Origin of the sequence: Ciceribacter sp. T2.26MG-112.2 (assembly GCF_900492205.1) — a bacterium.
In the GTDB taxonomy this organism is placed as follows: domain Bacteria; phylum Pseudomonadota; class Alphaproteobacteria; order Rhizobiales; family Rhizobiaceae; genus Allorhizobium; species Allorhizobium naphthalenivorans_A.
The window spans coordinates 305707-332069 of record NZ_UEYQ01000003.1 but is presented as its reverse complement, the minus strand read 5'-3'; the positions used below and the strand labels follow the sequence as shown (position 1 = coordinate 332069).

Genomic DNA, 26363 nt, shown 5'->3' with positions numbered 1-26363 from the left:
CCTAAGAGACGAAACACGGCGAAGCTATAGCAGCTTCGCCGCGAAGATCAGTCAGACTTTGGTCACGAACACGGTGACGATCGGCTTCTTGCCCCAGGCGTCGTTGGCCGTGCCGCGCACCGCCCGCCGAATGCTCTCGCGCACCATTTCCAGGTCCTTGCGCCGCGCACGCGGAATGCTCTCAACCGCGCCGAGCACGGCGTCATAAAGGGTGTCCTCCATGGACTCACCCTCCTGGTCGTATTGCGGCAGCCCGAAGGTGACGAGTTCCGGATCGCCGAGGAATTCAAGGCGAGCATCCAGCACGACGTTGACGGCGACGTGACCGACATAGGACAGCTTGCGCCGGTTGCCGATGCCCATCTCGTCGAGATTGCCGATGAGCTTGCCATCCTTGTAGATGCGGCCGTGCGGAACCTGGTCGATGACCTCGGCTTCGCCCGGAGCCAGCCGGAGCATATCACCATTGCGCACGCGCGGTACGCTCTTGATGCCGGCCTGCTCGGCCAGTTCGGCCTGGGAAATCAGGTGGGCGGCTTCACCATGTACCGGCACGAGGATCTGCGGCCGGGTCCATTCGTACATCTGCAGCAGTTCGTTGCGCCGCGGGTGGCCCGAAACATGGACCAGCGCTTCGCTGTCGGTGACGATATGGATGCCCTGCTCCATCAGACCGTTCTTGATCTCGATGATCGCCTTCTCATTGCCCGGAATGGTGCGCGACGAGAAGACCACGGTGTCGCCGGCGGTCAGCGCCACATTGCGCATCTCGTCGCGGGCGATCTTGGCGAGCGCCGCGCGGGGTTCGCCCTGGCTGCCGGTGAGGATGATGACGACCTTGTCGCGCGGGATGAAGCCGAACTCGTCTTCGGCGATGAAGGGCTTCAAGCCTTCCATGATGCCGAGATCGTCGGCGACCGCGCAGACGCGCTTCAGCGACGAGCCGAGCAGCAGCACTTCGCGGCCGGCGGCTTCGGCAGCTTGCGCGATCGAACGGATACGCCCGACATTCGACGAGAAGGTGGTGATCGCGACGCGGCCCTCGGCCGCCTCGATGATCTGGCGAAGCCCTTCTGAGACCTGTTCCTCCGAGGGCGATACGCCGTCGCGCATGGAATTGGTGCTATCGCACATGACGGCCAGCACGCCCTCGTCGCCGAGTGCGCGGAAGCGCGCTTCATCGGTCAACGGGCCGAGCGACGGGTGATGGTCGATCTTCCAGTCGCCAGTGTGGATGACATTGCCGAGCGGCGTGCGGATGACCAGCGACATCGGCTCGGGGATCGAGTGGTTGACGCCGACGGCCTCGATCGAGAACGGGCCGACATTGATCACGTCGCCGGCCTTGAACGGCGTCACCGGAATCTTTGCCCGGCTGCCTTCGTAGTCCCGCTTGGCTTCCAGCATGCCGGCGGTGAAGCCCGAGCCGTAGACGGGGACGTTAAGGCCCGGCCAGATGTCGTTGAGGCCGCCATAGTGGTCCTCATGCGCATGGGTGATGATGATCGCCTTGAGCTTGTTCTTGCGGGCGGCGATGAAGCTGACATCGGCAAGGACGAGATCGACGCCCGGCAGGTCCGGACCCGGGAAGGTCACGCCGCAATCGACCATGATCCATTCGCGGTTCGACGGTGCGCCATAACCGTAGAGTGCGAGGTTCATGCCGATTTCGCCGACGCCGCCCAGCGGCACGAACACCAGTTCTTCGTTCTTAGCCATTCTTTCCTTGATCCAGTTCACCCGAAAAAGACGTCGCCAGCGGCGATCGCCATGCGGCCTTCGTCGCCGCGGTCGAGTATCAGCATGCCTTTATCATCGATTCCGCAAAAGTAACCGGAAATCGACCGGTCCGGCAGGTTCACCGTGATTTTTTCGCCGATGCCGCAAGCGACCGCCCGCCATCGTTCGACGATGCCGGCGATCCCCCTGCCCTCGTCCCAGATCGCCAGCATGTCGGCCATACTGGCAAACAGGTGGGCAAACAATTCCGGAGGCGAGACAAAGACCCCGTGATCGTTGAGCGAGGTGACGGGATAGGCCGTGTCGTCCGGCTTGGCGCGTATGTTGATGCCGATGCCGATCACCAGTGCGTAACGCCCGTCGGCAAGTCGCTCGCCCTCCAGCAGGATGCCGCAGGTCTTGCTTCGGCCGATCAGGATGTCGTTGGGCCACTTGACTTCGAGCGGCGGCGCATCGGGGGGGAGCACCTGGCGGATTGCGCCATGAACGGCCAGCGCCACGGCGAGCGGCAGTGACGCCATTCGCTCCAGCGGCGCCGGGTCGATCAGCAGCAACGACGCATAGAGATTGCCGGGTTCCGACAGCCAGGTTCGGCCGCGACGTCCGCGCCCTCCCGTCTGGCTGTCGGCCGTGATCCAGAGGAAACCGAAATCGCCCGCGCGAGCGCGGGCGAGGCATTCCGTGTTGGTCGAGGCAACGGCGCCCAGGGCCTCATGCCGGAAGTCGTCCAGCGACAACCGGTGCTGTCCGCCGTTCCTGCTCAATTAAAGAGCGTCTTGGCGGCCGCTTCGGCGGCCGTGCCGAGCGGTCCACCGACCAGCACATAGCCGACGACGAACAGACCCGAAAGACCGAAGACGAGGCGGAGTTCGCCGGCGATGCGCGAGAACTCGCCCCTGGCTTCGTCGAACCACATGACCTTGACGATGCGCAGATAGTAGAAGGCTCCGACGACGGAGGCCAGAACGCCGATGATGGCCAGCGCATAGAGCTTGGCTTCGATGGCGGCGACGAAGACGAAGTACTTCCCGAAGAAGCCCGCCAGCGGCGGAATGCCGGCCAGCGAGAACATCAGCGCGGTCAGCACGACGGCCATGAACGGCTTGGTGGTCGACAGGCCGGCGAGATCGTCGATGTTTTCGACATTGCCGCCTTCCTTCTGCTTCATCGCCATGATGCAGGCAAAGGTGCCGAGCGTCATGATCAGGTAAATCAGCATATAGGTGATGACGCCGCTGACGCCCGTCTCCGTGCCGGCAGCCAGTCCCACCAGTGCGTAGCCCATGTGGCCAATCGAGGAATAGGCCATCAGTCGCTTGATGTTGCGCTGGCCGATCGCGGCAAACGAGCCGAGCAGCATCGAGGCGATCGCGATGAACACGATGATCTGCTGCCATTCGGCAAAGACCGGCAGGAAGGCGTCGATGACGATGCGCACGACGATCGCCATGGCACCGATTTTCGGGGCAGCGGCGAGGAAGGCCGTGACCGGGGTCGGGGCGCCCTCGTAGACGTCCGGCGTCCACATGTGGAACGGCACGGCCGAGATCTTGAAGGCAAGGCCGGCGAGGATGAAGACGAGGCCAAAAATCAGGCCGAGGCCCGGTTCGCCGGCGGCCATCACCGCGGCAATCTCGTCAAAGCCGATATTGCCGGTGAAACCATAGACCAGCGACATGCCGTAGAGCAGCATGCCCGACGACAGCGAACCGAGAACGAAATACTTCAGGCCGGCTTCGGTGGAGCGCAGGCTGTCGCGGTTGATGGCGGCGACGACATAGAGCGCCAGCGACTGCAACTCCAGCGACAGGTAGAGCGCGATGAGGTCATTGGCCGAGATCATCAGCATGATGCCGAGGGTGGCCAGAACCAGCAGGACCGGGAATTCGAACTTGTCCAGATGATCGCGACGGGCGTGACCGACGGCCATGATCATCGCGGTGATCGAACCGATCAGGGCGAGCGCCTTCATGAAGCGGGCAAAGCCGTCCGCCTTGTAGGCGCCGCCGAAGGCCTCGCCCTGGGCAGGAACCAGCATCATCCACAGGCCCGAAGCGATCAGCAGTGCAACGGCGAGCCCCATGACGGTCGTTGCCGACTTCTGACCGGAAAAGACGCCGACCATCAGCAGCACCAAGGCACCGACCGCAAGGATCAGTTCCGGCATGATCAGGTGCAGACTAGCGAGGAGTGTTTCAGGGGTCATGTCCAAAGGATCCTGTCGTCAGTTCGCGATGAGCGCAACGGATTGCGCTGCCTGCAGTGCGGCTTCGTAATTGTTCACGAGAAGGTCGACCGATGCGGCCGTGGCGTCGAAGATCGGAGCCGGATAGACGCCGAAGAAGATGGTCAGCGCGATCAACGGATAGAGGATGGCCTTCTCGCGCAGCGAAAGATCGAGCAGACCCTTGAGGCTTTCCTTCTCCAGCGCACCGAAGACGACACGGCGATAGAGCCACAAGGCATAGGCCGCCGAGAGGATGACGCCGGTGGCGGCAAACAGGGCAACCCAGGTATTGGCGCGGAAGACGCCGATCAGGGTCAGGAACTCGCCGACGAAACCGGATGTGCCAGGAAGACCGACATTGGCCATGGTGAAGACCATGAAGGCGACCGCATATTTCGGCATGTTGTTGGCGAGGCCACCATAGGCGGCGATCTCGCGGGTGTGCATGCGATCATAGATGACGCCGACGCAGAAGAAGAGCGCGGCCGAGACGAAGCCGTGGCTGATCATCTGGAAGATCGCGCCCTGCACGCCCTGGGTATTGGCGGCGAAGGTGCCCATGGTCACGTAGCCCATGTGCGCGACCGACGAATAGGCGATCACCTTCTTCATGTCGTCCTGCATCAGCGCCACCAGCGAGGTGTAGATGATGGCGATAACCGACAGCGTGAAGACCAGCGGGGCGAAATAGTCCGACGCCAGCGGGAACATCGGCACCGAGAAACGCAGCAGGCCGTAGCCGCCGAGCTTCAAGAGGATGCCGGCGAGGATCATCGATCCGGCGGTCGGCGCCTGAACGTGCGCATCCGGCAGCCAGGTGTGGACCGGCCACATCGGCATCTTGACCGCAAACGAGGCGAAGAAGGCGAGCCATAGCCAGGTCTGCATCTCGGCCGGGAACTTGTGGTTCAGCAATTGGGTGATGTCGGTCGTGCCGGCATTCCAGTACATGGCCATGATGGCCAGCATCATCAGCACGGAGCCAAGCAGCGTGTAGAGGAAGAACTTGTAGGAAGCGTAGACGCGATCCTTGCCGCCCCAGACGCCGATGATGATGAACATCGGGATCAGGCCAGCCTCGAAGAACACGTAGAACAGCACGATGTCGAGCGAGACGAACACGCCGATCATCAGAGTCTCGAGGATCAGGAACGCGATCATGTATTCCTTGATGCGCTTCTCGACCGAAACCCAGCTGGCGAGAATGCAGAACGGCATGAGCAGCGTCGTCAGGATGACGAACAGCATGGAAATGCCGTCGACGCCCAGATGATAGGCGATGCCAGTGCCGAGCCATTCGGTCTTCTCGACCATCTGGAAGCCGGGGTTCGAGTTGTCGAAGCCGATCCAGATGAAGAGCGAGACGACGAAGGTGAAGACCGTCGTCAGAAGCGAGACATTGAGGATGTTGCGGCGGCCAAGGCTGGTGTCCTGGCGCGTGAGGAGAAGCAGCGCCACGCCAACCAGCGGCAGAAAGGTGACCGTCGAGAGAATAGGCCAATCGGTCATCAGAAGGAACTCCCGAGCATCATCCAGGTAACAAGGGCCGCAATGCCGATCAGCATCGCGAAGGCATAGTGGTAGAGGTAACCCGACTGCAGGCGGACAACGCGCTGGGTAAGGTCAGCGACGCCGGCGGCGACACCGTTCGGGCCATAGGCGTCGATGACGCCGATGTCACCCTTCTTCCAGAAGAAGCGTCCAAGGGCCTTGGCGGAACGGACGAACAGGAAGTCGTAGAGTTCGTCGAAATACCACTTGTTGAGCAGGAACTGGTAGAGAACGCGGTGCTGCTCGGCGAGGACCTTCGGCGTCGAGGGCGACTTGATATACATGTACCAGGCGGTGACGAAGCCGGTGAGCATGGCGACGAACGGGCTCCACTTGACCCACAGCGGTACGTGGTGGAACTCTTCGAGGATTTCGTTTTCCGGACCGGTAAAGAGGGCACCCTTCCAGAATTCGTTGTATTCGTGGCCGAAGAAGTAGCCTTCGAAGACAACGCCGGCAAACACGGCGCCGAGCACCAGGACGACGAGCGGAAAGAGCATGACCATCGGCGATTCATGCACATGGTGCATGACATCGGCCGAAGCGCGCGGCTTGCCGAAGAAGGTCATGAAAGCCAGGCGCCAGGAATAGAAGCTGGTGAAAAGCGCGGCGATGACGAGCAGCGTGAAGGCGAAGCCGGCGACGCTCGAATGCGAGGCATAGGCGCTCTCGATGATCACGTCCTTGGAGAAGAAGCCGGCAAAGCCGATCATCGTTCCGGGGATGCCGACGCCGGTCAGCGCCAGCGTGCCGATGGTCATCGCCCAGAAGGTATAGGGGATGTGCTTGCGAAGACCGCCCATGTAGCGCATGTCCTGCTCGCCGTCGACGGCATGGATGACCGAGCCGGCGCCAAGGAACAGCAGCGCCTTGAAGAAGGCGTGGGTGAACAGGTGGAACACGGCAGCGCCGTAGGCACCAAGGCCGAGCGCGACGAACATGTAGCCGAGCTGCGAGCACGTCGAATAGGCGATGACGCGCTTGATGTCGTTCTGCACGAGGCCGACGGTCGCGGCGAAGAAAGCGGTGATCGCACCGATCAGGGTGACGAAGGTCAGCGCATCCGGCGACAGTTCGAACAGCGGCGACATGCGCGCGACGAGGAACACGCCGGCGGTGACCATGGTCGCGGCATGGATGAGGGCCGAAACGGGGGTCGGGCCTTCCATGGCGTCCGGCAGCCAGGTGTGCAGCAGGAACTGCGCCGACTTGCCCATGGCGCCCATGAACAGCAGCAGGCAGACGGCGGTGATCGCGTGGCCCTTGTCGAGCGCCATGCCGAACAGGTTGATCACGACTTCCGTGCTTTCAGCACCTTCGGCCGGCAGATAGGTCTGGGTGGCGGCAAAAATCGTCTCGAAGTTGATCGAGCCGAACAGCACGAAGATGCCGGAAATGCCGAGGATGAAGCCGAAGTCACCGACGCGGTTGACGATGAAGGCCTTCATGGCGGCCGCGGCGGCCGACGGCTTCTTGAACCAGAAACCGATCAGCAGATAGGACGCCAGGCCCACGCCTTCCCAGCCGAAGAACATCTGCAGCAGGTTGTCGGAGGTCACCAGCATCAGCATGGCGAAGGTGAACAGCGAAAGGTAGGAGAAGAAGCGCGGCCGATGCGGATCGTGGTGCATGTAGCCGATCGAATAGAGGTGCACGAGGGTCGACACGGTATTGACGACCACCAGCATGACCGCGGTCAGCGTGTCGATCCTGAGCGACCATTCGACGTCGATGCCGCCGGACTGGATCCAGCGCAGGACGGAAACCTTGATGACCTCGTGGCCCTCGCCGTGACCGAGGCCGACATTGATGAAGACGATCCACGACAGGATGGCGACGATCACCATCAGGCCGGTGGTGATGTATTCCGAAGCCTTGGCGCCGATCTGGCGACCGAACAGGCCGGCGATGAGCGCGCCGATCAGCGGAAGAAAGACGATAGCCTTATAGATGAGCATAGCCGTATCAGCCCTTCATCACATTGACGTCTTCGACGGCGATCGAGCCGCGATTACGATAGAAGACCACGAGGATGGCGAGGCCGATCGCCGCTTCCGCCGCCGCCACCGTGAGGATGAACAGGGCGAAGACCTGGCCGACCAAGTCGTTGAGGAAGACCGAGAAGGCCACCATGTTGATGTTGACCGAAAGCAGGATGAGCTCGATCGACATCAGGATGACGATGACGTTCTTGCGGTTGAGGAAGATACCGAAGACGCCGAGCGTGAAAAGCAGCGCGCTGACTGTCAGGTAGTGGGAAAGACCGATTTCCATAATTCTTGCTCCTTGACCTCTCAGCTGCCTCAGATGCCCTGGCCCGGCTTGACCTTGACCACCTTGACGGCGGTCTCGGGCGTGCGGGCAACCTGGCGGGAGACGTCCTGCCGCTTGATGTTTTCACGATGGCGCAGCGTCAGCACGATCGCGCCGATCATCGCCACCAGAAGCACCAGGCCGGCGATCTGGAAGAAATAGACATAATTCGTATAGAGCACGTCGCCGAGGGCGGCGGTGTTGGTGCGTGCGTCAAGCGCCGGGATGGGCATGGTGATCGCTTCTGCGGCTTGCGGCGAAAGCGCGCTGCCGCCGATGACGATCAGAAGCTCCGCCGCGACGATCACACCGACCAGCGCGCCGACCGGGGCATATTTCAACACACCGGAGCGCAGCTCGGCGAAATCGATGTCGAGCATCATCACCACGAAGAGGAAGAGGACCGCCACCGCGCCGACATAGACGACCAGCAGGATCATTCCCAGGAACTCCGCACCGATCAGGATGAACAGGGCCGAAGCGTTCACGAAGGTGAGGATCAGGAACAGGACCGAATGGACCGGGTTCCGCGCGGAAATGACCATGAACGCCGACGCCACAGCGACAAAGGCGAAGAGATAGAAAAAGAGAGCCTGAAGACCCATGTTGGTGCCTTTTCATCTTCCCCCGGGCGTGGGCTCCTGCCCTGCCGCCCGATGACGCTCAACCGGCATCCCCACCGATCAAGCGCCCCGTTTCAAATTCTGCCGCAGCGGAGGACACTCGTCCCTCGCCATGGCGCCGTCATGCCGCGGATCAGCGGTATGGCGAATCCAGCGCGATGTTGCGCGCGATTTCGCGTTCCCAGCGGTCGCCATTATCGAGCAGCCGGGCCTTGTCGAAGTAGAGTTCCTCGCGGGTCTCGGTGGCGAACTCGAAGTTCGGACCTTCGACGATCGCATCGACCGGGCACGCTTCCTGGCAGAAACCGCAATAGATGCACTTCACCATGTCGATGTCGTAACGCACCGTGCGGCGCGTGCCGTCATTGCGGCGCGGGCCGGCCTCGATGGTGATTGCCTGGGCCGGACAGATCGCTTCGCACAGCTTGCAGGCAATGCAGCGCTCCTCGCCGTTCGGATAGCGGCGCAGCGCATGCTCGCCACGGAAGCGCGGAGAGACCGGTCCCTTCTCGAAGGGGTAGTTGATCGTCGACTTGGGCGCGAAGAAATAGCGCATCGACAGGAAGAAGGCGCCGACGAACTCTTTCAGGAACAAGGAACTGACAGCCTGGGAAAGACTTGCCATCTTCAACCTCCAAATCTGCCGAATGAACGGATGGCCATGATTATGCCCACCCCATGATCTTCAGCACGAATGCAACGATAATGACCATGGCGAGCGAGAGCGGAAGGAAGACCTTCCAGCCGAGGCGCATCAGCTGGTCATAGCGGTAACGCGGGACGAAGGCCTTCACCATGGCGAACATGAAGAACACCATGGATGCCTTCAGGACGAACCAGATGATGCCCGGAACCCAGTTCAGGAACCAAACGTCGACCGGGGGCAGCCAGCCACCGAGGAACAGGATGGTGGTCATGGCGCACATCAGCACGATGGCGGCATATTCGCCGAGCATGAACATCATGTAGGGGGTGGAGCCGTATTCGACCATGAAGCCCGCGACCAGTTCCGATTCCGCTTCCGGAAGATCGAAGGGCGGGCGGTTGGTCTCTGCCAGTGCCGAGATGAAGAAGATCACGAACATGGGGAAGAGTGCCAGCCAGTGCCAGTCGAGGAACGAGTTCGGCAGGCCCGCCATGGTGCCGAGACCGTCGCGTTGGGCGTAGACGATGTCGGTGAGGTTCAGCGAGCCGACGCACAGCAGGACCGTGACGATGACCAGGCCGATCGAGACTTCGTAGGACACCATCTGCGCCGCCGAGCGCAGCGCGCCGAGGAACGGGTACTTCGAGTTCGAAGCCCAGCCGCCCATGATGATGCCGTAAACCTCAAGCGAGGATATGGCGAAGATGTAGAGAATGCCGACATTGATGTTGGCAACCACCCAGTTGTCGGCGACCGGCACGACGGCCCAGGTTGCAAGCGCCAACGTCACCGAGACGAGCGGAGCCAGCAGGAAGACGCCCTTGTTGGCGCCGGCCGGAATGACCGGCTCCTTGAAGACGAACTTCAAAAGGTCGGCAAACGACTGGAACAGACCCCAGGGACCGACGACGTTAGGGCCGCGGCGCATCTGCACGGCTGCCCAGATCTTGCGGTCGGCCAGAAGGATGTAGGCAATGAAGACCAGGAGGGCGACCAGCAGCAGGAGCGACTGGCCGATCATGATGGCCGCCGGCCAGACATAAGTGGAAACGAAACTATCCATGATCCCCTGCCCTTACTCTGCCGCAGCCTGGAAATTGTTGCGGGCCAACGCCGAGCACTCGGCCATGACGGCCGAAGCGCGTGCGATCGGGTTCGTCAAATAGAAGTCTTTCACCGGCGACGCAAACGCGGATTTGCTCATGCTCCCGGCTTTTTTCGCAAGTGCGGCAATTTCGGCACCGGCACCCGGTGCGATCTCGTCGAGCGCGGCGAAATGCGGGTAGTCCGCGTAGAGCCTGGCGCGAAGAGCGCCCAGCGAATCAAACGGCAGCTTCTTGCCGAGCACATCGGAAAGGGCGCGAATGATCGCCCAGTCTTCGCGGGCGTCGCCCGGCGCAAAGCCGGCGCGGTTGCCCATCTGGACGCGGCCTTCGGTGTTGACCCAGGTGCCCGACTTCTCGGTATAGGTCGCGCCCGGCAGGATGACGTCGGCATGGTGCGCGCCGTTGTCACCATGGCTACCGATATAGACGGTGAACTTCGCAGCCTTCCTGGTGAAGTCGAGTTCGTCGGCGCCCAGCAGGAACAGCACGTCCATCGAGGACAGCATGTCGCCGGCATTGGCGCCGCCTTCGCCCGGCACGAAGCCGAGATCGAGGCCACCGACGCGCGAAGCGGCGGTGTGCAGAACGGCAAAGCCGTTCCAGTCTTCGCTAACGGCACCGACCGCATTGGCGAGAGCGGCGGCATTGGCCAGAACGGCAGCGCCACCGGCGCCGGCAATCGCGCCCTGGCCGACGATGATGAGAGGAGCCTTGGCGGCCTTCAGCTTCTCGACGAAGCCGTTCTTGCCTGACACCAGTTCGCCCAGCGTATCCGTACCGGCACCGAGATGCTCATAGGGATAGCGCATCTCGCCGCCCTCACCGATCACGCCGATCGGCAGGCCGCTGCGACGCCAGGCCTTGCGGATGCGGGCGTTGAGCACGGCCGCCTCATAGCGCGGATTGGCGCCGATGATCAGGATGGCGTCGGCCGATTCGATGCCTTCGATGGTGGAATTGAACAGGTAGCTTGCGCGACCGAGCGACGGATCAAGTGCCGCCCCATCCTGGCGACAGTCGGTATTGGTCGAGCCGAGTGAATTGACGAGCGCCTTCAGCGCGTACATTTCCTCGACCGAGGCCAGATCGCCGGCGATCGCACCGATCTTGGCACCCGTGGTGGCGGCAACGGCCGACTTGATCGCGGCGAAGGCCTCTGCCCAGGTCGCTACCTGCAGGCGACCGTCGCGGCGCACATAAGGCCGGTCGAGGCGCTGGGTCTTCAGGCCGTCCCAGATGAAGCGGCTCTTGTCGGAGATCCACTCCTCGTTCACCTCATCGTTGACGCGCGGCATGATGCGCATCACTTCGCGGCCACGGGTATCGACGCGGATCGCGCTGCCGAGCGCGTCCATGACGTCGATCGATTCGGTCTTGTTGAGTTCCCAGGGGCGGGCGGTGAAGGCAAACGGCTTGGAGGTGAGCGCGCCGACCGGGCAAAGGTCGACGACATTGCCCTGCAACTCGGAGGTCATCGCCTGCTCAAGATAGGTGGTGATCTCGGCGTCTTCGCCACGGCCGATCAGGCCAAGTTCGGCAATGCCGGCGACTTCGGTGGTGAAGCGGACGCAGCGCGTGCAGTGGATGCAGCGGTTCATCACGGTCTTGACCAGCGGGCCGATATACTTGTCCTCGACGGCGCGCTTGTTCTCGGTATAGCGCGAGCTATCCATGCCAAAGGCGATGGCCTGATCCTGCAGGTCGCATTCGCCGCCCTGGTCGCAGATCGGGCAATCCAGCGGATGGTTGATCAGCAGGAATTCCATCACGCCTTCGCGGGCCTTCTTGACCATAGGCGTGTTGGTGAAGACTTCCGGCAGTTCGCCGTTCGGGCCGCCACGGATGTCGCGGACGCCCATGGCGCAAGACGCCGCCGGCTTCGGCGGGCCGCCCTTCACCTCGACGAGGCACATACGGCAATTGCCGGCGACCGACAGCCGTTCATGGAAACAAAAGCGCGGGACTTCGGCGCCGGCTTCCTCGCACGCCTGCAACAGCGTGAAATGATCCGGGACTTCGATCTCTTTACCGTCGACTTTCAGCTTAGCCATATTCGCCTTCCTGCCTCACGCATAGTGCGCATTGCACCGCAGCTTTCGCTGCGGCAGGCGGAGCCGTTCAACCTGGATTGACCCGTCCCCGCCGTCTATTTCCCGATCCGCACCCCGCGCCGCGAGGCTGGACATCCGTTGTTCTTCGCCGACAGCAACCGCTCCCTGCGGAGCGCTTTGACCGGCGTTATTTCCTGCCGCGCGCCAGCTTGCGCGCCTGCCCCGCCCAATCGTCCCGAATGGCCCGGCCGTCAAGCCCGATTGCCGCGTCGAGCGCCTCGAGTTCCGCGGCGGCGAGCGCCGCCAGATCCGCAAAGCGCCGGATGCCGCGAGCATTCAGCACCTGTTCCAGCTTCGGGCCGATCCCTTCGATCTTCTTCAGGTCGTCGGCCCTGCCGTTTGCCTTTGCGGTCTTTGCCACGGTGACCGCCGCTGCCTTCTTCGGCGCCTCGGTCGTGATCGCAGCGCTACTCCGCCGTGCCGTCACCGGCTTTGCCGCTGCCGCGTTCGCCGTGGCCGGCTTCGGCGTGGCCGGCTTCAACGCCATCGGCTTTGCCGTCCTTGCCTTCGCCGGTCTGGACCGTGACGCCTTTGAAGGCTTCACGTCAGCGACAACGACGGATTCGGCCGCCAAGCCTGCATCCTCGCCCTTGGCCTCGGCGTTCGCCTGCTCTTCCTCGAGCCTTCGGGCCAGCTTGCCGCTCGCCTCGAGCGCACCGTGCAGCGAGCCGAGGAAGACGCTCGTCATGTGCGTCGCAAGACCAAAACCGATCGCCGTGGCCGCGGCAAACGCCGCCGTCGGATGCGCCATCAGCGGGTGCAAGGGCGCGGCCGGCATGTCCTTCAGCGCATCGGCAAAACGATCGGAATCAGCCGGCTGTGCCGACCGCCCTTCCCCCGTCTTGTCCGGTGCCTTGGCCATCGCCGCTCGTTCCTTACTCGGCTGCTTCCATGACCACGCCATGCGCCATGGCGTGGCGTGTGTACTGATCGATCCGCGCCTCGATCTCCGGCCGGAAATTGCGGATAAGGCCCTGGATCGGCCAGGCGGCGGCATCACCGAGCGCACAGATGGTGTGGCCCTCGATCTGCTTGGTCACCTGGAACAGCATGTCGATTTCGCGCTTCTGGGCATTGCCCTTCACCATGCGCTCCATGACGCGCATCATCCAGCCGGTGCCTTCGCGACACGGCGTGCACTGGCCGCAGCTCTCGTGCTTGAAGAAGGCCGCGATACGCCAGATTGCCTTGATGATGTCGGTCGACTTGTCCATGACGATCATGCCGCCGGTACCGAACGAAGACTTGACCTCGCGCAGACCGTCGAAGTCGAGCACCACGTCCATCATGTCCTCGGCCTTGACGACCGGGCAGGATGCGCCGCCCGGAATGACGGCGAGCAGGTTGTCCCAACCGCCACGGATGCCGCCGGCATGCTTTTCGATCATCTCGCGGAAGGTCACGCCCATGCTCTCCTCGACCGTGCACGGCCGATTGACGTGGCCGGAGATCATGAACAGCTTGGTGCCGACATTGTTCGGGCGGCCGAACGAAGAGAACCAGCCGGCGCCACGGCGCAGGATGGTGGGGGTGACGGCGATCGATTCGACGTTGTTGACCGTCGTCGGGCAGCCGTAGAGACCCATATTGGCCGGGAACGGAGGCTTGAGGCGCGGCTGGCCCTTCTTGCCTTCGAGGCTTTCGAGCAATGCCGTCTCTTCGCCGCAGATATAGGCGCCGGCGCCGTGATGGACATAGATGTCGATATCGTAGCCGAGCTTGTTGTTCTTGCCGAGCAGGCCGTAGTCATAGCACTCGTCGATCGCCGCCTGCAGGGCCTCACGCTCACGCATGAACTCGCCGCGGACATAGATGTAGGCCGCATGGGCGCCCATGGCGAAGGAGGCGATGACGCAGCCCTCGATCAGCGTATGCGGATCGTGGCGCAGGATGTCGCGGTCCTTGCAGGTGCCGGGTTCGGATTCATCGGCATTGACCACCAGATAGTGCGGACGGCCGTCGCTTTCCTTCGGCATGAACGACCATTTGAGGCCGGTCGGGAAGCCGGCGCCGCCACGGCCGCGCAGGCCCGAGGCCTTGACCTCGTTGACGATCCAGTCACGGCCCTTTTCAAGCAGTTGCTTGGTGCCGTCCCAATGGCCACGCGCCATGGCGCCCTTCAGGGACTTGTCCTTGAGGCCGTAGATATTGGTAAAGATGCGATCCTGATCTCTCAACATATCCTAACCCCTTACCGCGGCTTCTTGCCGAAGACCTTGATGTATTCGGCCTCGCCGCCCCGAGCGAGCGCCTCGGCCTGCTTGACCCAGTCGTCGCGCTCGATCCGGCCTGCAAATTTCAGATAGCCGTCAACCCATTCGCGCTCGGCCTTCTGCCAGCCGGCGATCTGGGCAAAGGTGTAGATGCCGAGACCGTTTAGGATGCCTTCGATTTTCGGGCCAACGCCCGAGATCATCTTGAGGTCATCCGGCGTGGCCGGCTTGTCGATGCCCGCCGGACGGTTCTTGTCGTCCAGCGACGGCTGGGCGGCAACCGGTGCCTTCTGCGCTTTCGCGCCCTTGCCGGCGGCATCGGCGGCAGCGGTTTCGGAAATGGGTTCCTTGATCTCGTCGCTGGCCGGCTTTGCGCTCTTGCGCGCCGGCTTCACGTCGGGACCACCCGGCGTCGCGGACTTGCCATCGGCGGGGGACTTCAGCACGGGGTTGGTTTCATCCGTGGAGGTAACCACCCTTGCAGCATTGGCCGGCGGCACGGCCGCCTCGGCCACAGGTGCCGGCTCGATCTTCGCCTTCTGCACGACGATTTCTTCCGTCAGCGTCGTCGGTCCACCGGCCGGGGCCGAATAGATGCGATCGACCTGCGGACCGGGCGTAATGTCGGCCCCCTTGCCTGCCTGAAAACGATCGATGATGTGCTCGAGCTGGGTCGGCGTCAGGTCTTCATAAGAGTCCTTGAAGATCATCACCATCGGCGCATTGACGCAGGCGCCCTGACATTCGACTTCTTCCCAGGACAGGGTACCATCCTCGTTGAGCTCGAACGGATCGTGATGGATCTTCGACTTGCAGACCTTGATCAGGTCCTCGGCGCCGCGCAGCATGCACGGCGTGGTGCCACAGACCTGGACGTGGGCGCGCGTGCCCACCGGTTTCAGCTGGAACTGGGTGTAGAAGGTCGCGACTTCCAGCACGCGGATATAGGGCATGGAAAGCTTGTCGGCGACGACTTCGATCGCCGCTCGGGTAACCCAGCCGTCCTGTTCCTGGGCGCGCATCAGAAGCGGAATGACCGCCGATTGCTGCCGGCCTTCGGGATATTTGGCAATCGTTGCCTCGGCCCAGACGGCATTCTCCTCGTTGAACGAGAAACCTACCGGCTGGAATTGATCTTCGGCTAGTCGACGAACGGACATTACTTCCTCACGCCTTGTCTCAGTTTATGGAACCACACCGCGAATTCGTCAGGGACGTGAATTCGCAGGCATAGGCCGAGTTTTCTTTCTGCAGGAATACGATCAGCTTGGAACCGTTGGAGACGGTGGACTTGATCTCGTAGCCCTGCTTGATGAGGTCACCCATCGATGTCGAGGAGCCGCTGGACGATACGCCTGAATCCTGCGCCTGCGCAAAGGCGGCGAACAAAAAGGCGGCGATCGTCAGCAGCACGCGCAGCATCAGCGGTCGACCTCACCGAACACGATGTCGAGCGAACCGAGGATCGCAGAAATATCGGCAAGCTGGTGGCCGCGGCAGATGTAGTCCATCGCCTGAAGATGCGCATAGCCCGGCGCGCGGATCTTGCAGCGATACGGCTTGTTGGTGCCGTCCGATACGAGATAGACGCCGAACTCGCCCTTGGGCGCCTCCACCGCGGCGTAAACTTCACCCGCCGGCACATGGTAGCCTTCGGTATAGAGCTTGAAATGGTGGATCAGCGCTTCCATCGACCGCTTCATTTCGCCGCGCTTCGGCGGAACGACCTTGCCGTCGATCGAGGAGATCGGACCGGTCTTGGCATCGCCCAGCAGGCGATTGACGCACTGCTTCATGATCTTCACCGACTCGCGCATTTCAAACATGCGGATCAGGTAGCGGTCGTAGCAGTCGCCATTCTTGCCGACCATGATGTCGAAGTCCATGTCGGCATAGCACTCATAGGGCTGCGACTTGCGCAGATCCCAGGCCGCACCCGAACCGCGGACCATGACGCCGGAGAAGCCCCAGGCCCAGCAATCCTCAAGGCTGACCACGCCGATATCGACGTTGCGCTGCTTGAAGATGCGGTTGCCGGTCAGAAGATCGTCGATGTCGTCGAGCTTGGCCGGGAACTGGTCGCACCACTTGCCGATGTCCTCGACCAGTTCATGCGGCAGGTCCTGGTGGACGCCACCCGGACGGATATAGGCCGAGTGCATGCGCGCGCCGCAGGCGCGCTCATAGAACACCATCAGCTTTTCGCGTTCCTCGAAGCCCCAGAGCGGCGGCGTCAGCGCGCCGACGTCCATGGCCTGGGTCGTGACGTTCAGGAGATGTGACAGGATACGGCCGATTTCCGAGTAGAGGACGCGGATCAACTGGCCGCGGATCGGGATCTCGACGCCGAGCAGCTTTTCGACCGCCAGCGAATAGGCATGTTCCTGATTCATCGGCGCGACATAGTCGAGCCGGTCGAAATAGGGCAGCGCCTGCAGATAGGTCTTGGTCTCGATCAGCTTCTCGGTGCCGCGGTGCAGCAGGCCGATATGCGGGTCGACACGTTCGACGATTTCGCCGTCGAGTTCCAGGACCAGACGCAGAACGCCGTGCGCCGCGGGATGCTGCGGGCCGAAGTTGATGTTGAAGTTGCGGACGTTGTGTTCCGACATGACGATAACCTTCCGTCCCTACTGCTTCGCCTTCTCATCGCCCGGCAGCACGTAGTCCGTGCCTTCCCAGGGCGAGAGGAAGTCGAAATTGCGGAATTCCTGCTTGAGCTCGACCGGTTCGTAGACGACGCGCTTGGCGTTGTCGTCGTAGCGGACCTCAACGAAGCCGGTGGTCGGAAAATCCTTGCGCAGCGGATGCCCCTCGAAACCGTAATCGGTGAGAATGCGGCGCAGGTCCGGATGGTCGGTGAACATGATGCCGTACATGTCCCAGGCTTCCCGCTCGAACCAGTCGGCGCCGGGGAAGACGGAACAGGCGGACGGAACCGGCTTGTCCTCGTTGGTCTGGACCTTGACGCGGATGCGGAGATTCTGGCGCGGCGAGAGCAGATGGTAGACCACATCGAAGCGATCTGCGCGCTTCGGGTAGTCGACGCCGCAGATGTCGATCAGGTTGACGAACCCGCACTGCACGTCGTCGCGCAGGAAGGTGAGGAGCGCGATGACGGTCTCGGGCTTCGCCGTCAGGGTCAGCTCGTCGTAACGCATATCCGAAGAGGCGATGAGCGCACCGCGCACCTCGGAGAGGTAGGATGCAAGCTCGTTCAGGGCTTCACTCATTTGTCTCGTCCCTTCGCCTTACCGTTCGATGGTGCCGGTGCGGCGGATCTTCTTCTGCAGCAGAAGCACACCGTAGAGCAGCGCCTCTGCCGTGGGCGGACAGCCCGGCACGTAGATGTCGACCGGCACGACGCGGTCGCAGCCGCGCACGACCGAATAGGAATAGTGATAATAGCCGCCGCCATTGGCGCAGGAGCCCATCGAGATGACGTAGCGCGGTTCCGGCATCTGGTCGTAGACCTTGCGCAGCGCCGGCGCCATCTTGTTGGTCAGCGTGCCGGCGACGATCATCACGTCGGACTGGCGTGGGCTGGCGCGCGGCGCAAAACCGAAGCGCTCGACGTCGTAGCGCGGCATGGAGAGCTGCATCATCTCGACCGCACAGCAGGCGAGACCGAAGGTCATCCACATCAGCGAGCCGGTGCGGGCCCAGTTGATCAGCTCGTCGGTCGAGGTGACGAGAAAGCCCTTGTCGGCGAGCTCATTGTTGATCTCGCCGAAGAAGGCATCGTCAGAGCCGATCGGCTTGCCGGTATTGGGATCGATGATCCCCTTGGCCTGCGGCGCAACCAGCGTCGTGTTGGACTGGCTCACTCCCATTCGAGTGCCCCCTTCTTCCATTCATAAATAAAGCCGATGGTCAGCACACCGAGGAACACCATCATGGACCAGAAGCCGAACCAACCGATATCACCGAACGAGACCGCCCAGGGGAAGAGGAACGCGACTTCGAGGTCGAAGATGATGAAGAGGATCGACACCAGATAGAAGCGGATGTCGAATTTCATGCGCGCATCGTCGAAAGCGTTGAAGCCGCATTCATAGGCCGAGAGCTTTTCCGAGTCGGGCGCCTTGAAGGCAACGGCGAACGGCGCGATCAGCAGCGCCAGGCCGATTACGAGGGCAATACCGATGAAAATGGCAATCGGAACGTAGGAACTGAGCAGTTCAGTCATCATGTCCATCCCTGCTTGTATCGAATGCCGGGCGGCAGTTCGGGCACAAGGCCAACAAGCCGAAAAGAGTGTTGCAACGAGCCGTGGTTAGCGCAGCCGGCCCGGTTGCGCAAGACCGGCATCGGGCTTTTCACCCGATAGCGGGACCACATTACCAGCCGGTAAAAACCCTGTCGCGCGCAATCGGTATATTATGACCGTGCGGCGCAACAAAACACTGAATGAAGGAAATGGGAATGGCGCGAGTGACGGGGCTCGAACCCGCGACCTCCGGCGTGACAGGCCGGCACTCTAACCGACTGAGCTACACCCGCGCATTGTTGGATCACCTAGAGGCGACCCGACCCCTGGCGCCGCCTCTACAGCATGACGACAAGGGCAGAGATTTTGAGAATGGCGCGAGTGACGGGGCTCGAACCCGCGACCTCCGGCGTGACAGGCCGGCACTCTAACCAACTGAGCTACACCCGCGCATTTCTCAAGGAAGCGTTGCCGCTTCGTTACGATCGGCTGGGCCGTTCGATGAGCGGCTAACTAAGGGGTTCGCTTATTGGTGTCAAGCGCGATCGAAGACAAATCCATGACGGAACGAAATTTGTTCGTCCGCCCTGGCGCCATCTCCAGACACCGGTGGAAAACCACCCTCGCCTGCCCCTCACGAAAAGCCTGCAAACCCGGCACTTACCGTCTGAACCCGCCGCCGGGGCGGGAAAAAAATCAAAAAATCTTCACAAACACCCTTGCGGATTTTTCCCGATCCGCATAGATCACGGCCACCGACGCAGCGGGCCTTGCCCGACAATGCGGAAGGGCGATTAGCTCAGTTGGTAGAGCGCCTCGTTTACACCGAGGATGTCGGGAGTTCGAGTCTCTCATCGCCCACCATTCCCTTACAACGTAAATTTCGACCTTCATTCGCCGTTTCCGCGTCATGCCAGCAGCGTGCGCAAGCGCTTCTGCTCGGCCTCGTCCAGGGAGAAGCGCCACATCAGCGCGATGGCGGCCAGTTTCGGCAGAATCGGCAGCCAGGCATAGAGCGCGCCGAGAGCCTGCAACGCTGTCGCGCTCTGCGACGCAGCCGGGGCGGTCGAAAAGCCGGCAAGGCCCAGCAGCGGAAAGACGATGCCGGCCGAGAGCGCCAGGGACAGCTTGGTGATGAAACTCCAGGCGGCGAAATAGAGGCCGGAACGTTGCTCTCCCGATCGCACGGTGTCGTTGTCGATGACGTCGGCCTGGATGGCCGGCGGCAGCGCCAGGTCGTACCCCAGCAGCAGGCCGGTCGCCACGCAGATCACGGCGAAGATGGCGGCATCCCCCTCCCCGAGCAGGCCCGCGCCCGAGAAGACCAGGCAGGCAAGCGCCATGGAGATCGACCAGGCGCGGTGCTTGCCCATTCTTGCCGACGTCCAGACCGCGAGCGGAACGCCCGCGACCGCGGCGAGGAAATAGGAAAACAGCAAAGGCCCTTCCCATCCCGGCGCGTCCAGGCGGGCGGTGACGAAATAGATGAACAGCGAGGCGGGTATGGCATTGGCGAAGCTGTTGAGCAGGAAGGCTGCGGCCAGCCTGAGAAACGGCCGGTTGCCCGCCAGATGCGCCAGGCTCTCGCGAAGGGCGAGGCGACGCACCGATCGATCGGCCGGCTCCGGCACGCGCCAGACCGCCAGGCCTCCGGCAAGCGGCAACATGACGACGATAAAGACCGCGATCCAGGCGAGGCCATGGAAGGCGTCGGCCCGCTCGAGCCCGCCGACGAACGGCAGCGAAATGGCCAGCAGCGATCCGACAAGCGTCGCGCCCTCGCGCCAGGCCGAGACCCGGACGCGGTCGTGATAGCCGTCCGAGAGTTCCGCACCCCAGGCGGTATAGGGCAGAAGAGTCCAGGTGGCGCCGATCGAAAGCGCCGTTCCCCAAAGCGCCAGATAGACGAGGCCGGCATCGGCAGGCGGCCAGAAGAGCATGAAGGCGGCAAGGGCCGTCAAGGGCACGGAGGAGAGAAAGAACCCGCGGCGGCGACCGAATCGGCACGTCACGCGGTCGGCAAGCCAGCCGAAGAGCGGGTCGGTCACGGCATCGATCAGACGAATCGCCAAGAGAACCCCGCCGATGGCCGCAAGGGGAATGGCAAAGGCGGCCGCATAGAAGCTCGGCACGATGATGTAGAGCGGCAACGCGATCGCCGCCATCGGCAGGGCCGGCAGGGCGTAATAGAAGCATGTCACGGCGGACTGCCGGGGCTGCGACGCCGGATTGGTCATGTCGAGTGTCTCCGGGCCGCCAGGGATCGACTGCGGCCTATCCCGTTACGGCAGAAGCGGCAGACTGGTTTTCGCGCCCACACGACGGCGGTGGCGGAGAATGGTCGAAAGACCTGGCTCAGATGATTCGGAAAAGCTTCAGAACGGGCGCGGATGCCGGCGCCCCGGCCAGAGCGAACCGGGCAAGCATTCTCGCGGAGAGAAGCAGCGCGGCGAGCAGGAATGCCAGCAACAGGCTGGCGACGGCTGCGGCGACCGCATAGAGCGCCGCCCCGATTTCAAGAATGGACCGGCCGAGGAATTTCATCACCGCATGCGATTCGTCGCCGAAGCGGGTGGCGACCCTTTGCAGCTTGCGCAGATCCTTCGGGCCGTCGGCAATGGCCAGGGCGGCCAGCGAGCTGCGCACCCCGCCCTTCGTCCCGATCGTTCCGAGCACCGTCGCATCATCGACAAAGGTCTGCGCGACCTTGCCGTCCACCGAACGCGCCGCGACCCTTTGCAGCCGGGCGAGACCGAGCGCGCCTTCGTCGCTCGTGGCAATCAGTTCGGCCTTCAATAGGCGGGTGTCGACCAGCCTTGCGGCATTCTTAGTCAGATAGGCGGTGAGCGGCGCGGAGAGCTTGCGCGCGCGGTAGGCACTCTTCAGCACGGACAGGCCGGCGTCGGGAACGGCTGCGGCACCCGCGGTTCCGAGGGTGGAAACGGTCAGGCCGAGCCCGACCGCGGACAAGCCCAACAGGATCGAATCGTAGTCTTCACCCGCCACATAACGGTAACCCTGGACCGAGAAGTCGCGCAGATCGCCGACGCCGATCAGGTCGCTGGTCACCGAGCCGGCGATCTCCGCGCCGCTGTCGAGCGAACCGACGACAAAGCCCTTCGCCGCACGACTGCCGGTCAGATAGGCGCGGCCGAGCCATGTGCCTTCGGCCCGTTCCCGAAGGGCGGGAGAGAGGGCGTGACCGTGGCGGACCGCCAGATCGTAGAGCGCCACGGCATAGTCGTGATCGCCGGCGGCGATGGCCTGCTCGATCTCCGCGACATAGGTGGCGGCCGGTGCGGCATAGAGCCGGTATTCGGCGAGTGCGAAGGAGTCGAACAGCCCGAACATCATGCCGGAACGGTAGACTGTGGCTGCGGCGTTCCACACCGCAAGCCCGAGGGCCAGCAGCGAAGCCAGGCGCAGAACCTTCAAGAACGCCGACAGCAATCTCACGCCTTCTTCCCCAATGGAGGTGCAGCAACCGAGGAGCCCTCTCCTATCCCTCCTTCACGGTGAATTTGCGGCGTGCACGCCCGGCATAACCAGTCGTCGCGCACGGTCGCCCACCCTTCCCTTGCCCGCCTGTCCGACCCTTGCTAACTGCATCGATGCAAAATTCATGAACGAGGAGGATCGAGCATGCGACAGCATTCATTCGGCAACACGGACTTCACCGTCAGCGACATCGGTTTCGGCGCGTGGCAAATCGGCGGCTCCTGGGGCGAGGTTTCCGAAGCAGACGGCCGGGCGGCCCTCAATGCCGCGCTCGATGCCGGCATGACCTTCATCGACACGGCCGACGTCTATGGCGACGGGCGCTCGGAGCGCATCATCGCCGAGGTCCTTAAGGCCCGCGGCGGCGCGCGACCGATGGTCGCCACCAAGGCCGGCCGGCGGCTCAATCCGCATGTGGCGGGCGGCTACACCAAGGCCAATCTGGAAGGCTTCATCGACCGCTCCCTGCAGAACCTCGCTGTCGAGCGGCTCGACCTCGTGCAACTGCATTGCCCGCCGGCCGAGGTCTACTATCACCCGGAGGTGTTCGAGGGACTGGAAGAGCTCAAGCGCGCCGGAAAGATCGCCCATTACGGCGTCAGCGTCGAGAACGTGGAACAGGCGCTGAAGGCAATCGAATATCCGGGCGTCGTCAGCGTGCAGATCATCTTCAACCTGTTCCGCCAGCGCCCGGCCGGGCTTTTCTTCCAGGAGGCCAGGCGCCGCAATGTCGCGGTCATCGCCCGCGTGCCGCTGGCAAGCGGTCTCCTGTCCGGCAAGATCACGGCAGCCACGCAGTTCGCGGCCGAGGACCACCGCAACTTCAACCGCCATGGCGAGGCCTTCGACGTCGGCGAGACCTTTGCCGGCGTGCCGCTGGAGACCGGCCTCCAGGCCGTCGAGGAGGTTCGCAAGCTGGTGCCCGCCGGCACGGCGATGGCCGCTTTCGCGCTGCGCTGGATCCTGATGCACGAGGCGGTCACGGTGGCCATTCCCGGCGCACGCAACGCCGCCCAGGCGCAGGCGAATGCGGCAGCATCCGACCTACCCGCCCTCTCAGAGGACGTCATGGCTGCGGCGAAGGACATCTACGACCGGCTGATCGCTCCGCACGTCCATCAGCGCTGGTAGGCGCCGCCCGGAGGTAAGCCGGTGGGGAAATGCATGGAGGCCGGCTGATTGCTCAGCCGGCCTCCAATCGTCTTGGGAGGACGATGTCGGTCAGTTGGTGCCCTTGAGGTCGACCGGGAAGAACAGGGTCTCGCCCGAGGAGTCGTCGACACCGTCATTGTCGGTCACCGCAAAAGCCTTGCCTGCGGCGTCGAAGGTAAAGCCTTCCAGCTTGTCGACGACATAGCCGTTGGTCGCAGCCTTGAGGTCCGGCAGGAAGTCGTGGACTTCTTCCTTCTTCACCAGCGGCAATGCTTCGCCGATCTTGGCGGGCTTCAGGTCGGCGATCGCGACGCGATAGAGCTTCTTGAGCTTGGCGGCATCGCCGATCAGGTTGTCGCGTTCGACGATGTAGACGTGGTCGCCATGGGCGGTGATTTCGGACAGGCCGACCCAGCCGCTTTCGCCCTTGTCGAGCGGATAGCGCACGGCGCCCCATTCCTTCGACTTCGGGTTATAGGACACGAGCTTGACCGTGCCCTTCTCGTCATCCTTCCATTCGCGCTGGACGGCCATCCACAGGGTGGCCTCATCTCCGGAGCCGACCATTGTGACGCCTTCGAAGCCGAACCGGATTTCGCCCTTGAGCAGTTCTGCAGGAAGGGCAATCTCTTCCTTGATTTCGCCCTTGTCGTTCACGTGATAGAGCGCGTGTGGCAGCAACTTGTCGCTATTGCCCTCAGACGCCAGCCAGAATCCGCCCTTGCCGTCGAGCGTGATGCCCTCGATGTCGAGCTTCTGGGCCGGCTGGCCGCCACGCGTCACCGGCAGGGCGGTCGTGATGGCGGCTGGCGTCTGCGTCGCGTCGATGGTGAAGATCGTCGGCTGCATGGCGTAGAAGCTGTCGTTGACGGCATAGAGCTGGCCTGCCTTCTCGGAATCGCCAACGAGGCCCGAGAGTGCGCCCCAACCGATCGGTGCGCCATCGACGATTTCCGAGCGGATCGTCGGATAGGCGGCTTTGCCTTCGCCCAGTTCATAGAGCATGACATGCGAGCGGGCACCGCCGTCCTCGACCAGGTCGGTCTCATTGGCCGTTACGAGCAGGTTGCGGCTCGGGATGGCCACCGCGCCTTCAGGACCCACGCCGGACGGCAGCAATTGGACCAGTTCCGGCTCGGCGCCGGTGTCCTTGTAGACGCCCACGACGGACGCGCGCTCCGAAAGGACGAAGAAGTATTTGCTGTCGCCGAAGGTTGCCGCCTCCAGACCCTCGAGCTCGACGCCCTTGGACTTGGCGCGCTTGTCGGGGAAGTGGCCGATCCGGGCGATCTCGAGTTCGAGCGAAGCGCCCGATTCATAGGCGACCTTGCCGGACTTGTCGAAGATAGTAAAGCTGCGCGAGCCGCCTTCGTAGTCACCTTCGTTGGCAACGACGAAACGATCGTCGTCGAGCCACTTCAGCGCGTCGGGCTCGCGAAGGACGCCTTCCTTCTTGCCCGAGAACCTCAGCGCACCGTCGGACTTGGTGTCGATGCCGGCAAGGTCGATGGCGCCTGCCGAAAAGTGGGTCTTCACGGTGCCGGTCTTGCCGTCGATGATGGCGATGTGGTTGTTTTCCTGCAGCGTCACGGCGATTTCACCGAGGCTGTTGATCGAGACGAATTCCGGTTCCGGATCGTCCGCGCCGACTTCGGCAAGGCCGGTCATGGCGACGTGCTTGATCGAAGCGCAATCGGCCACACCATCCTTCAGGGAGACGATCGCCAGATCGCCGGCCGGCAACTGCGGAAGCTGTCCATCATTCAGGTCTTCGTCGCGCTCGTTCTCGATGGCGATCACGGCAAAGCTCTTGTCGGCGGACACGGCGACGGAATCCGGCTGGCCGCCGAGATCGCAGGTTGCATCGACGGCCTTGGAGGCGAGATCAACGATGGCGAGCTTGCCGGAGGGCTTCACGTAGCTTTCGGACGTGTTGACGGCGACGAGGACCTTACCGCCGACTACTGCCACCGAGGTCGGCTCGCCGTCCATGGCGAGCACGCCGCCGGCCTTCGGGGCCTTGGCGTCGGAAATGTCGATGAAGCCGATCACGCCGAGCGGACTGTCGGAATAGACGAGGGTCATGCCGTCTTCCGACGCGGTGATGATCTCGGCAGACGTCACGGCCTTCTGGTCCTTGTCAGCCGGAATATTGGCGGCGACCGGGAAGGATGCAATACGATTGAAAACCTGCTCGGCGCCGGCCGGAACGGCTACGGATGCCAAAAGGGCTGCGGTCAGCGCCGCGCGGGAAAAGCCATACGTCATGGGAAACCTCCTGTTTCCGTGGGAAAGGAACAGAAGGCTTTTGCGTCATGCGGATGACAGGCGGATGACAGGCGGATGACAATCCCGACGGATTGCATGACGCCCCTTCCCGTCAGGCGGAAGACCGTTCCTTGCCTATCTCCGCCGTCATCAGGAAGTAGGCACATGTCAGCCGATACTGGCCGATGATCGCCAGAAGGACGGCCTCGAGCAGCGGCGGCAAGGCGAGACCGGTCGGGACGATGAAGCCTGCGGCAAGCACCAGCCCGGCATTTCGTCGAACGAGAAAAGCCCGGCGCGATGGCCGGGCTTTCCCTTGGCATGACCTGCCTGGTTCAGCAGGCAGGCGATCAGCAATTAGCTGTTGCAGGCGTCCTTGAGACCCTTGCCGGCCGTGAACTTCGGCACGTTGCGGGCCGGGATGTCGACTTCAGCGCCCGTCGACGGGTTGCGGCCCTTGGAGGCTTCGCGACGACCGACGGTGAAGGCACCGAAGCCAGCGAGGCGAACGTCGCCGCCGTTCTTCAGCTCGGCCTGGACCGTTTCGAAAACGGCGTCAACGGCGGAAGCTGCATCGGCCTTGGTGAGGCCGGCCTTTTCGGCGACCGCGGATACGAGTTCGTTCTTGTTCATGTTTCCACCCTTTCTGATTGGTATGAAACGACTCAATGGATAAGTCGGGCGGAGAATACGGATGCATCTGCC

The 26363-nt window shown here is 62.8% G+C and carries 24 protein-coding genes and 3 tRNA genes; 2 read left to right on the top strand and 25 right to left on the bottom strand.

Annotation, left to right across the window (positions count from 1 at the left end; all coding sequences use genetic code 11):
- Window positions 1–51 precede the first annotated feature (51 nt).
- From DYZ14_RS07315 to DYZ14_RS07220, 20 genes are all read right to left on the bottom strand, one after another.
- Window positions 52–1719: a ribonuclease J gene (locus DYZ14_RS07315; protein ID WP_115670812.1), complete on the bottom strand. Its 1668-nt coding sequence runs from the start codon at window positions 1717–1719 to the stop codon at window positions 52–54.
- A gap of 17 nt (window positions 1720–1736) precedes the next feature.
- Window positions 1737–2504, bottom strand: a complete 768-nt coding sequence (locus DYZ14_RS07310) for a biotin--[acetyl-CoA-carboxylase] ligase (protein ID WP_154720075.1) — start codon at window positions 2502–2504, stop codon at window positions 1737–1739.
- Window positions 2501–3946: an NADH-quinone oxidoreductase subunit NuoN gene (gene nuoN, locus DYZ14_RS07305; protein WP_154720074.1), complete on the bottom strand. Its 1446-nt coding sequence runs from the start codon at window positions 3944–3946 to the stop codon at window positions 2501–2503. Before nuoN ends, DYZ14_RS07310 begins: the two co-directional genes overlap by 4 nt.
- An 18-nt stretch (window positions 3947–3964) precedes the next feature.
- On the bottom strand, window positions 3965–5476 hold the full coding sequence (locus DYZ14_RS07300) for an NADH-quinone oxidoreductase subunit M (RefSeq protein ID WP_154720073.1): 1512 nt from the start codon (window positions 5474–5476) through the stop codon (window positions 3965–3967).
- Window positions 5476–7476 (bottom strand): NADH-quinone oxidoreductase subunit L, encoded by a 2001-nt coding sequence (nuoL, locus tag DYZ14_RS07295; protein WP_115670808.1) that lies wholly within the window; start codon window positions 7474–7476, stop codon window positions 5476–5478. The genes DYZ14_RS07300 and nuoL overlap by 1 nt, the downstream gene beginning before the upstream one ends.
- Window positions 7477–7483: 7 nt before the next feature.
- A complete protein-coding gene (gene nuoK, locus DYZ14_RS07290; RefSeq protein ID WP_115670807.1) occupies window positions 7484–7792 on the bottom strand; it encodes an NADH-quinone oxidoreductase subunit NuoK in 309 nt (102 codons plus the stop codon).
- Window positions 7793–7821: 29 nt separating this feature from the next.
- Window positions 7822–8436, bottom strand: coding sequence for an NADH-quinone oxidoreductase subunit J (locus tag DYZ14_RS07285; protein WP_115670806.1), 615 nt, complete (start codon window positions 8434–8436; stop codon window positions 7822–7824).
- A gap of 151 nt (window positions 8437–8587) precedes the next feature.
- Entirely contained in the window at window positions 8588–9079 is a 492-nt protein-coding gene (gene nuoI, locus DYZ14_RS07280; protein ID WP_154720072.1) for an NADH-quinone oxidoreductase subunit NuoI, read from the bottom strand.
- A 40-nt stretch (window positions 9080–9119) separates the two neighbouring features.
- Complete coding sequence (gene nuoH, locus DYZ14_RS07275) at window positions 9120–10163, bottom strand: NADH-quinone oxidoreductase subunit NuoH (RefSeq protein ID WP_154720071.1); 1044 nt, start codon at window positions 10161–10163, stop codon at window positions 9120–9122.
- Window positions 10164–10175: 12 nt separating this feature from the next.
- The gene (gene nuoG, locus DYZ14_RS07270) at window positions 10176–12257 is read right to left on the bottom strand and encodes an NADH-quinone oxidoreductase subunit NuoG (RefSeq protein WP_154720070.1); all 2082 of its coding nucleotides are present in this window, start codon (window positions 12255–12257) and stop codon (window positions 10176–10178) included.
- Window positions 12258–12444: 187 nt separating this feature from the next.
- Window positions 12445–13179, bottom strand: a complete 735-nt coding sequence (locus DYZ14_RS07265; RefSeq protein WP_154720069.1) for a 5' DNA nuclease — start codon at window positions 13177–13179, stop codon at window positions 12445–12447.
- A 13-nt stretch (window positions 13180–13192) separates the two neighbouring features.
- Entirely contained in the window at window positions 13193–14497 is a 1305-nt protein-coding gene (nuoF, locus tag DYZ14_RS07260) for an NADH-quinone oxidoreductase subunit NuoF (protein WP_154720068.1), read from the bottom strand.
- Window positions 14498–14508: 11 nt separating this feature from the next.
- Window positions 14509–15690, bottom strand: coding sequence for an NADH-quinone oxidoreductase subunit E (locus DYZ14_RS07255; RefSeq protein ID WP_154720067.1), 1182 nt, complete (start codon window positions 15688–15690; stop codon window positions 14509–14511).
- A gap of 19 nt (window positions 15691–15709) precedes the next feature.
- Window positions 15710–15952, bottom strand: coding sequence for a hypothetical protein (locus DYZ14_RS07250; RefSeq protein ID WP_154720066.1), 243 nt, complete (start codon window positions 15950–15952; stop codon window positions 15710–15712).
- Window positions 15952–17142 (bottom strand): NADH-quinone oxidoreductase subunit D, encoded by a 1191-nt coding sequence (locus tag DYZ14_RS07245; protein WP_154720065.1) that lies wholly within the window; start codon window positions 17140–17142, stop codon window positions 15952–15954. Before DYZ14_RS07245 ends, DYZ14_RS07250 begins: the two co-directional genes overlap by 1 nt.
- A gap of 18 nt (window positions 17143–17160) precedes the next feature.
- A complete protein-coding gene (locus DYZ14_RS07240) occupies window positions 17161–17763 on the bottom strand; it encodes an NADH-quinone oxidoreductase subunit C (RefSeq protein ID WP_154720064.1) in 603 nt (200 codons plus the stop codon).
- A gap of 18 nt (window positions 17764–17781) precedes the next feature.
- The gene (locus tag DYZ14_RS07235) at window positions 17782–18363 is read right to left on the bottom strand and encodes a NuoB/complex I 20 kDa subunit family protein (protein WP_028735981.1); all 582 of its coding nucleotides are present in this window, start codon (window positions 18361–18363) and stop codon (window positions 17782–17784) included.
- Window positions 18354–18719: an NADH-quinone oxidoreductase subunit A gene (locus DYZ14_RS07230; RefSeq protein ID WP_115670887.1), complete on the bottom strand. Its 366-nt coding sequence runs from the start codon at window positions 18717–18719 to the stop codon at window positions 18354–18356. Before DYZ14_RS07230 ends, DYZ14_RS07235 begins: the two co-directional genes overlap by 10 nt.
- 237 nt (window positions 18720–18956) lie before the next feature.
- Window positions 18957–19033, bottom strand: a tRNA-Asp gene (locus DYZ14_RS07225).
- Between the two features lie 80 nt (window positions 19034–19113).
- Window positions 19114–19190 (bottom strand) — tRNA-Asp (locus DYZ14_RS07220).
- A 338-nt stretch (window positions 19191–19528) separates the two neighbouring features.
- Between DYZ14_RS07220 and DYZ14_RS07215 the strand changes: the two genes are divergently transcribed.
- Window positions 19529–19604: transfer RNA gene (locus DYZ14_RS07215), tRNA-Val, on the top strand.
- A 44-nt stretch (window positions 19605–19648) separates the two neighbouring features.
- Here the strand turns inward: DYZ14_RS07215 and DYZ14_RS07210 are convergent.
- Window positions 19649–20977, bottom strand: coding sequence for an MFS transporter (locus DYZ14_RS07210; protein ID WP_154720063.1), 1329 nt, complete (start codon window positions 20975–20977; stop codon window positions 19649–19651).
- A 118-nt stretch (window positions 20978–21095) separates the two neighbouring features.
- The gene (locus tag DYZ14_RS07205; RefSeq protein ID WP_154720062.1) at window positions 21096–22196 is read right to left on the bottom strand and encodes a hypothetical protein; all 1101 of its coding nucleotides are present in this window, start codon (window positions 22194–22196) and stop codon (window positions 21096–21098) included.
- Window positions 22197–22382: 186 nt separating this feature from the next.
- Between DYZ14_RS07205 and DYZ14_RS07200 the strand changes: the two genes are divergently transcribed.
- Window positions 22383–23369 carry an aldo/keto reductase gene (locus DYZ14_RS07200; RefSeq protein WP_154720061.1) on the top strand — a complete coding sequence of 329 codons (987 nt, stop codon included), beginning with the start codon at window positions 22383–22385 and terminating at the stop codon, window positions 23367–23369.
- A 90-nt stretch (window positions 23370–23459) separates the two neighbouring features.
- On the opposite strand, the gene DYZ14_RS07195 is transcribed toward DYZ14_RS07200, so the two are convergent.
- The 3 genes from DYZ14_RS07195 to hupB form a co-directional block, all read right to left on the bottom strand.
- Window positions 23460–25658: an esterase-like activity of phytase family protein gene (locus tag DYZ14_RS07195; RefSeq protein WP_154720060.1), complete on the bottom strand. Its 2199-nt coding sequence runs from the start codon at window positions 25656–25658 to the stop codon at window positions 23460–23462.
- A gap of 112 nt (window positions 25659–25770) precedes the next feature.
- Window positions 25771–25920, bottom strand: coding sequence for a hypothetical protein (locus DYZ14_RS07190; protein ID WP_154720059.1), 150 nt, complete (start codon window positions 25918–25920; stop codon window positions 25771–25773).
- A gap of 95 nt (window positions 25921–26015) precedes the next feature.
- Entirely contained in the window at window positions 26016–26291 is a 276-nt protein-coding gene (gene hupB, locus DYZ14_RS07185; RefSeq protein WP_115670790.1) for a DNA-binding protein HupB, read from the bottom strand.
- Window positions 26292–26363 lie beyond the last annotated feature (72 nt).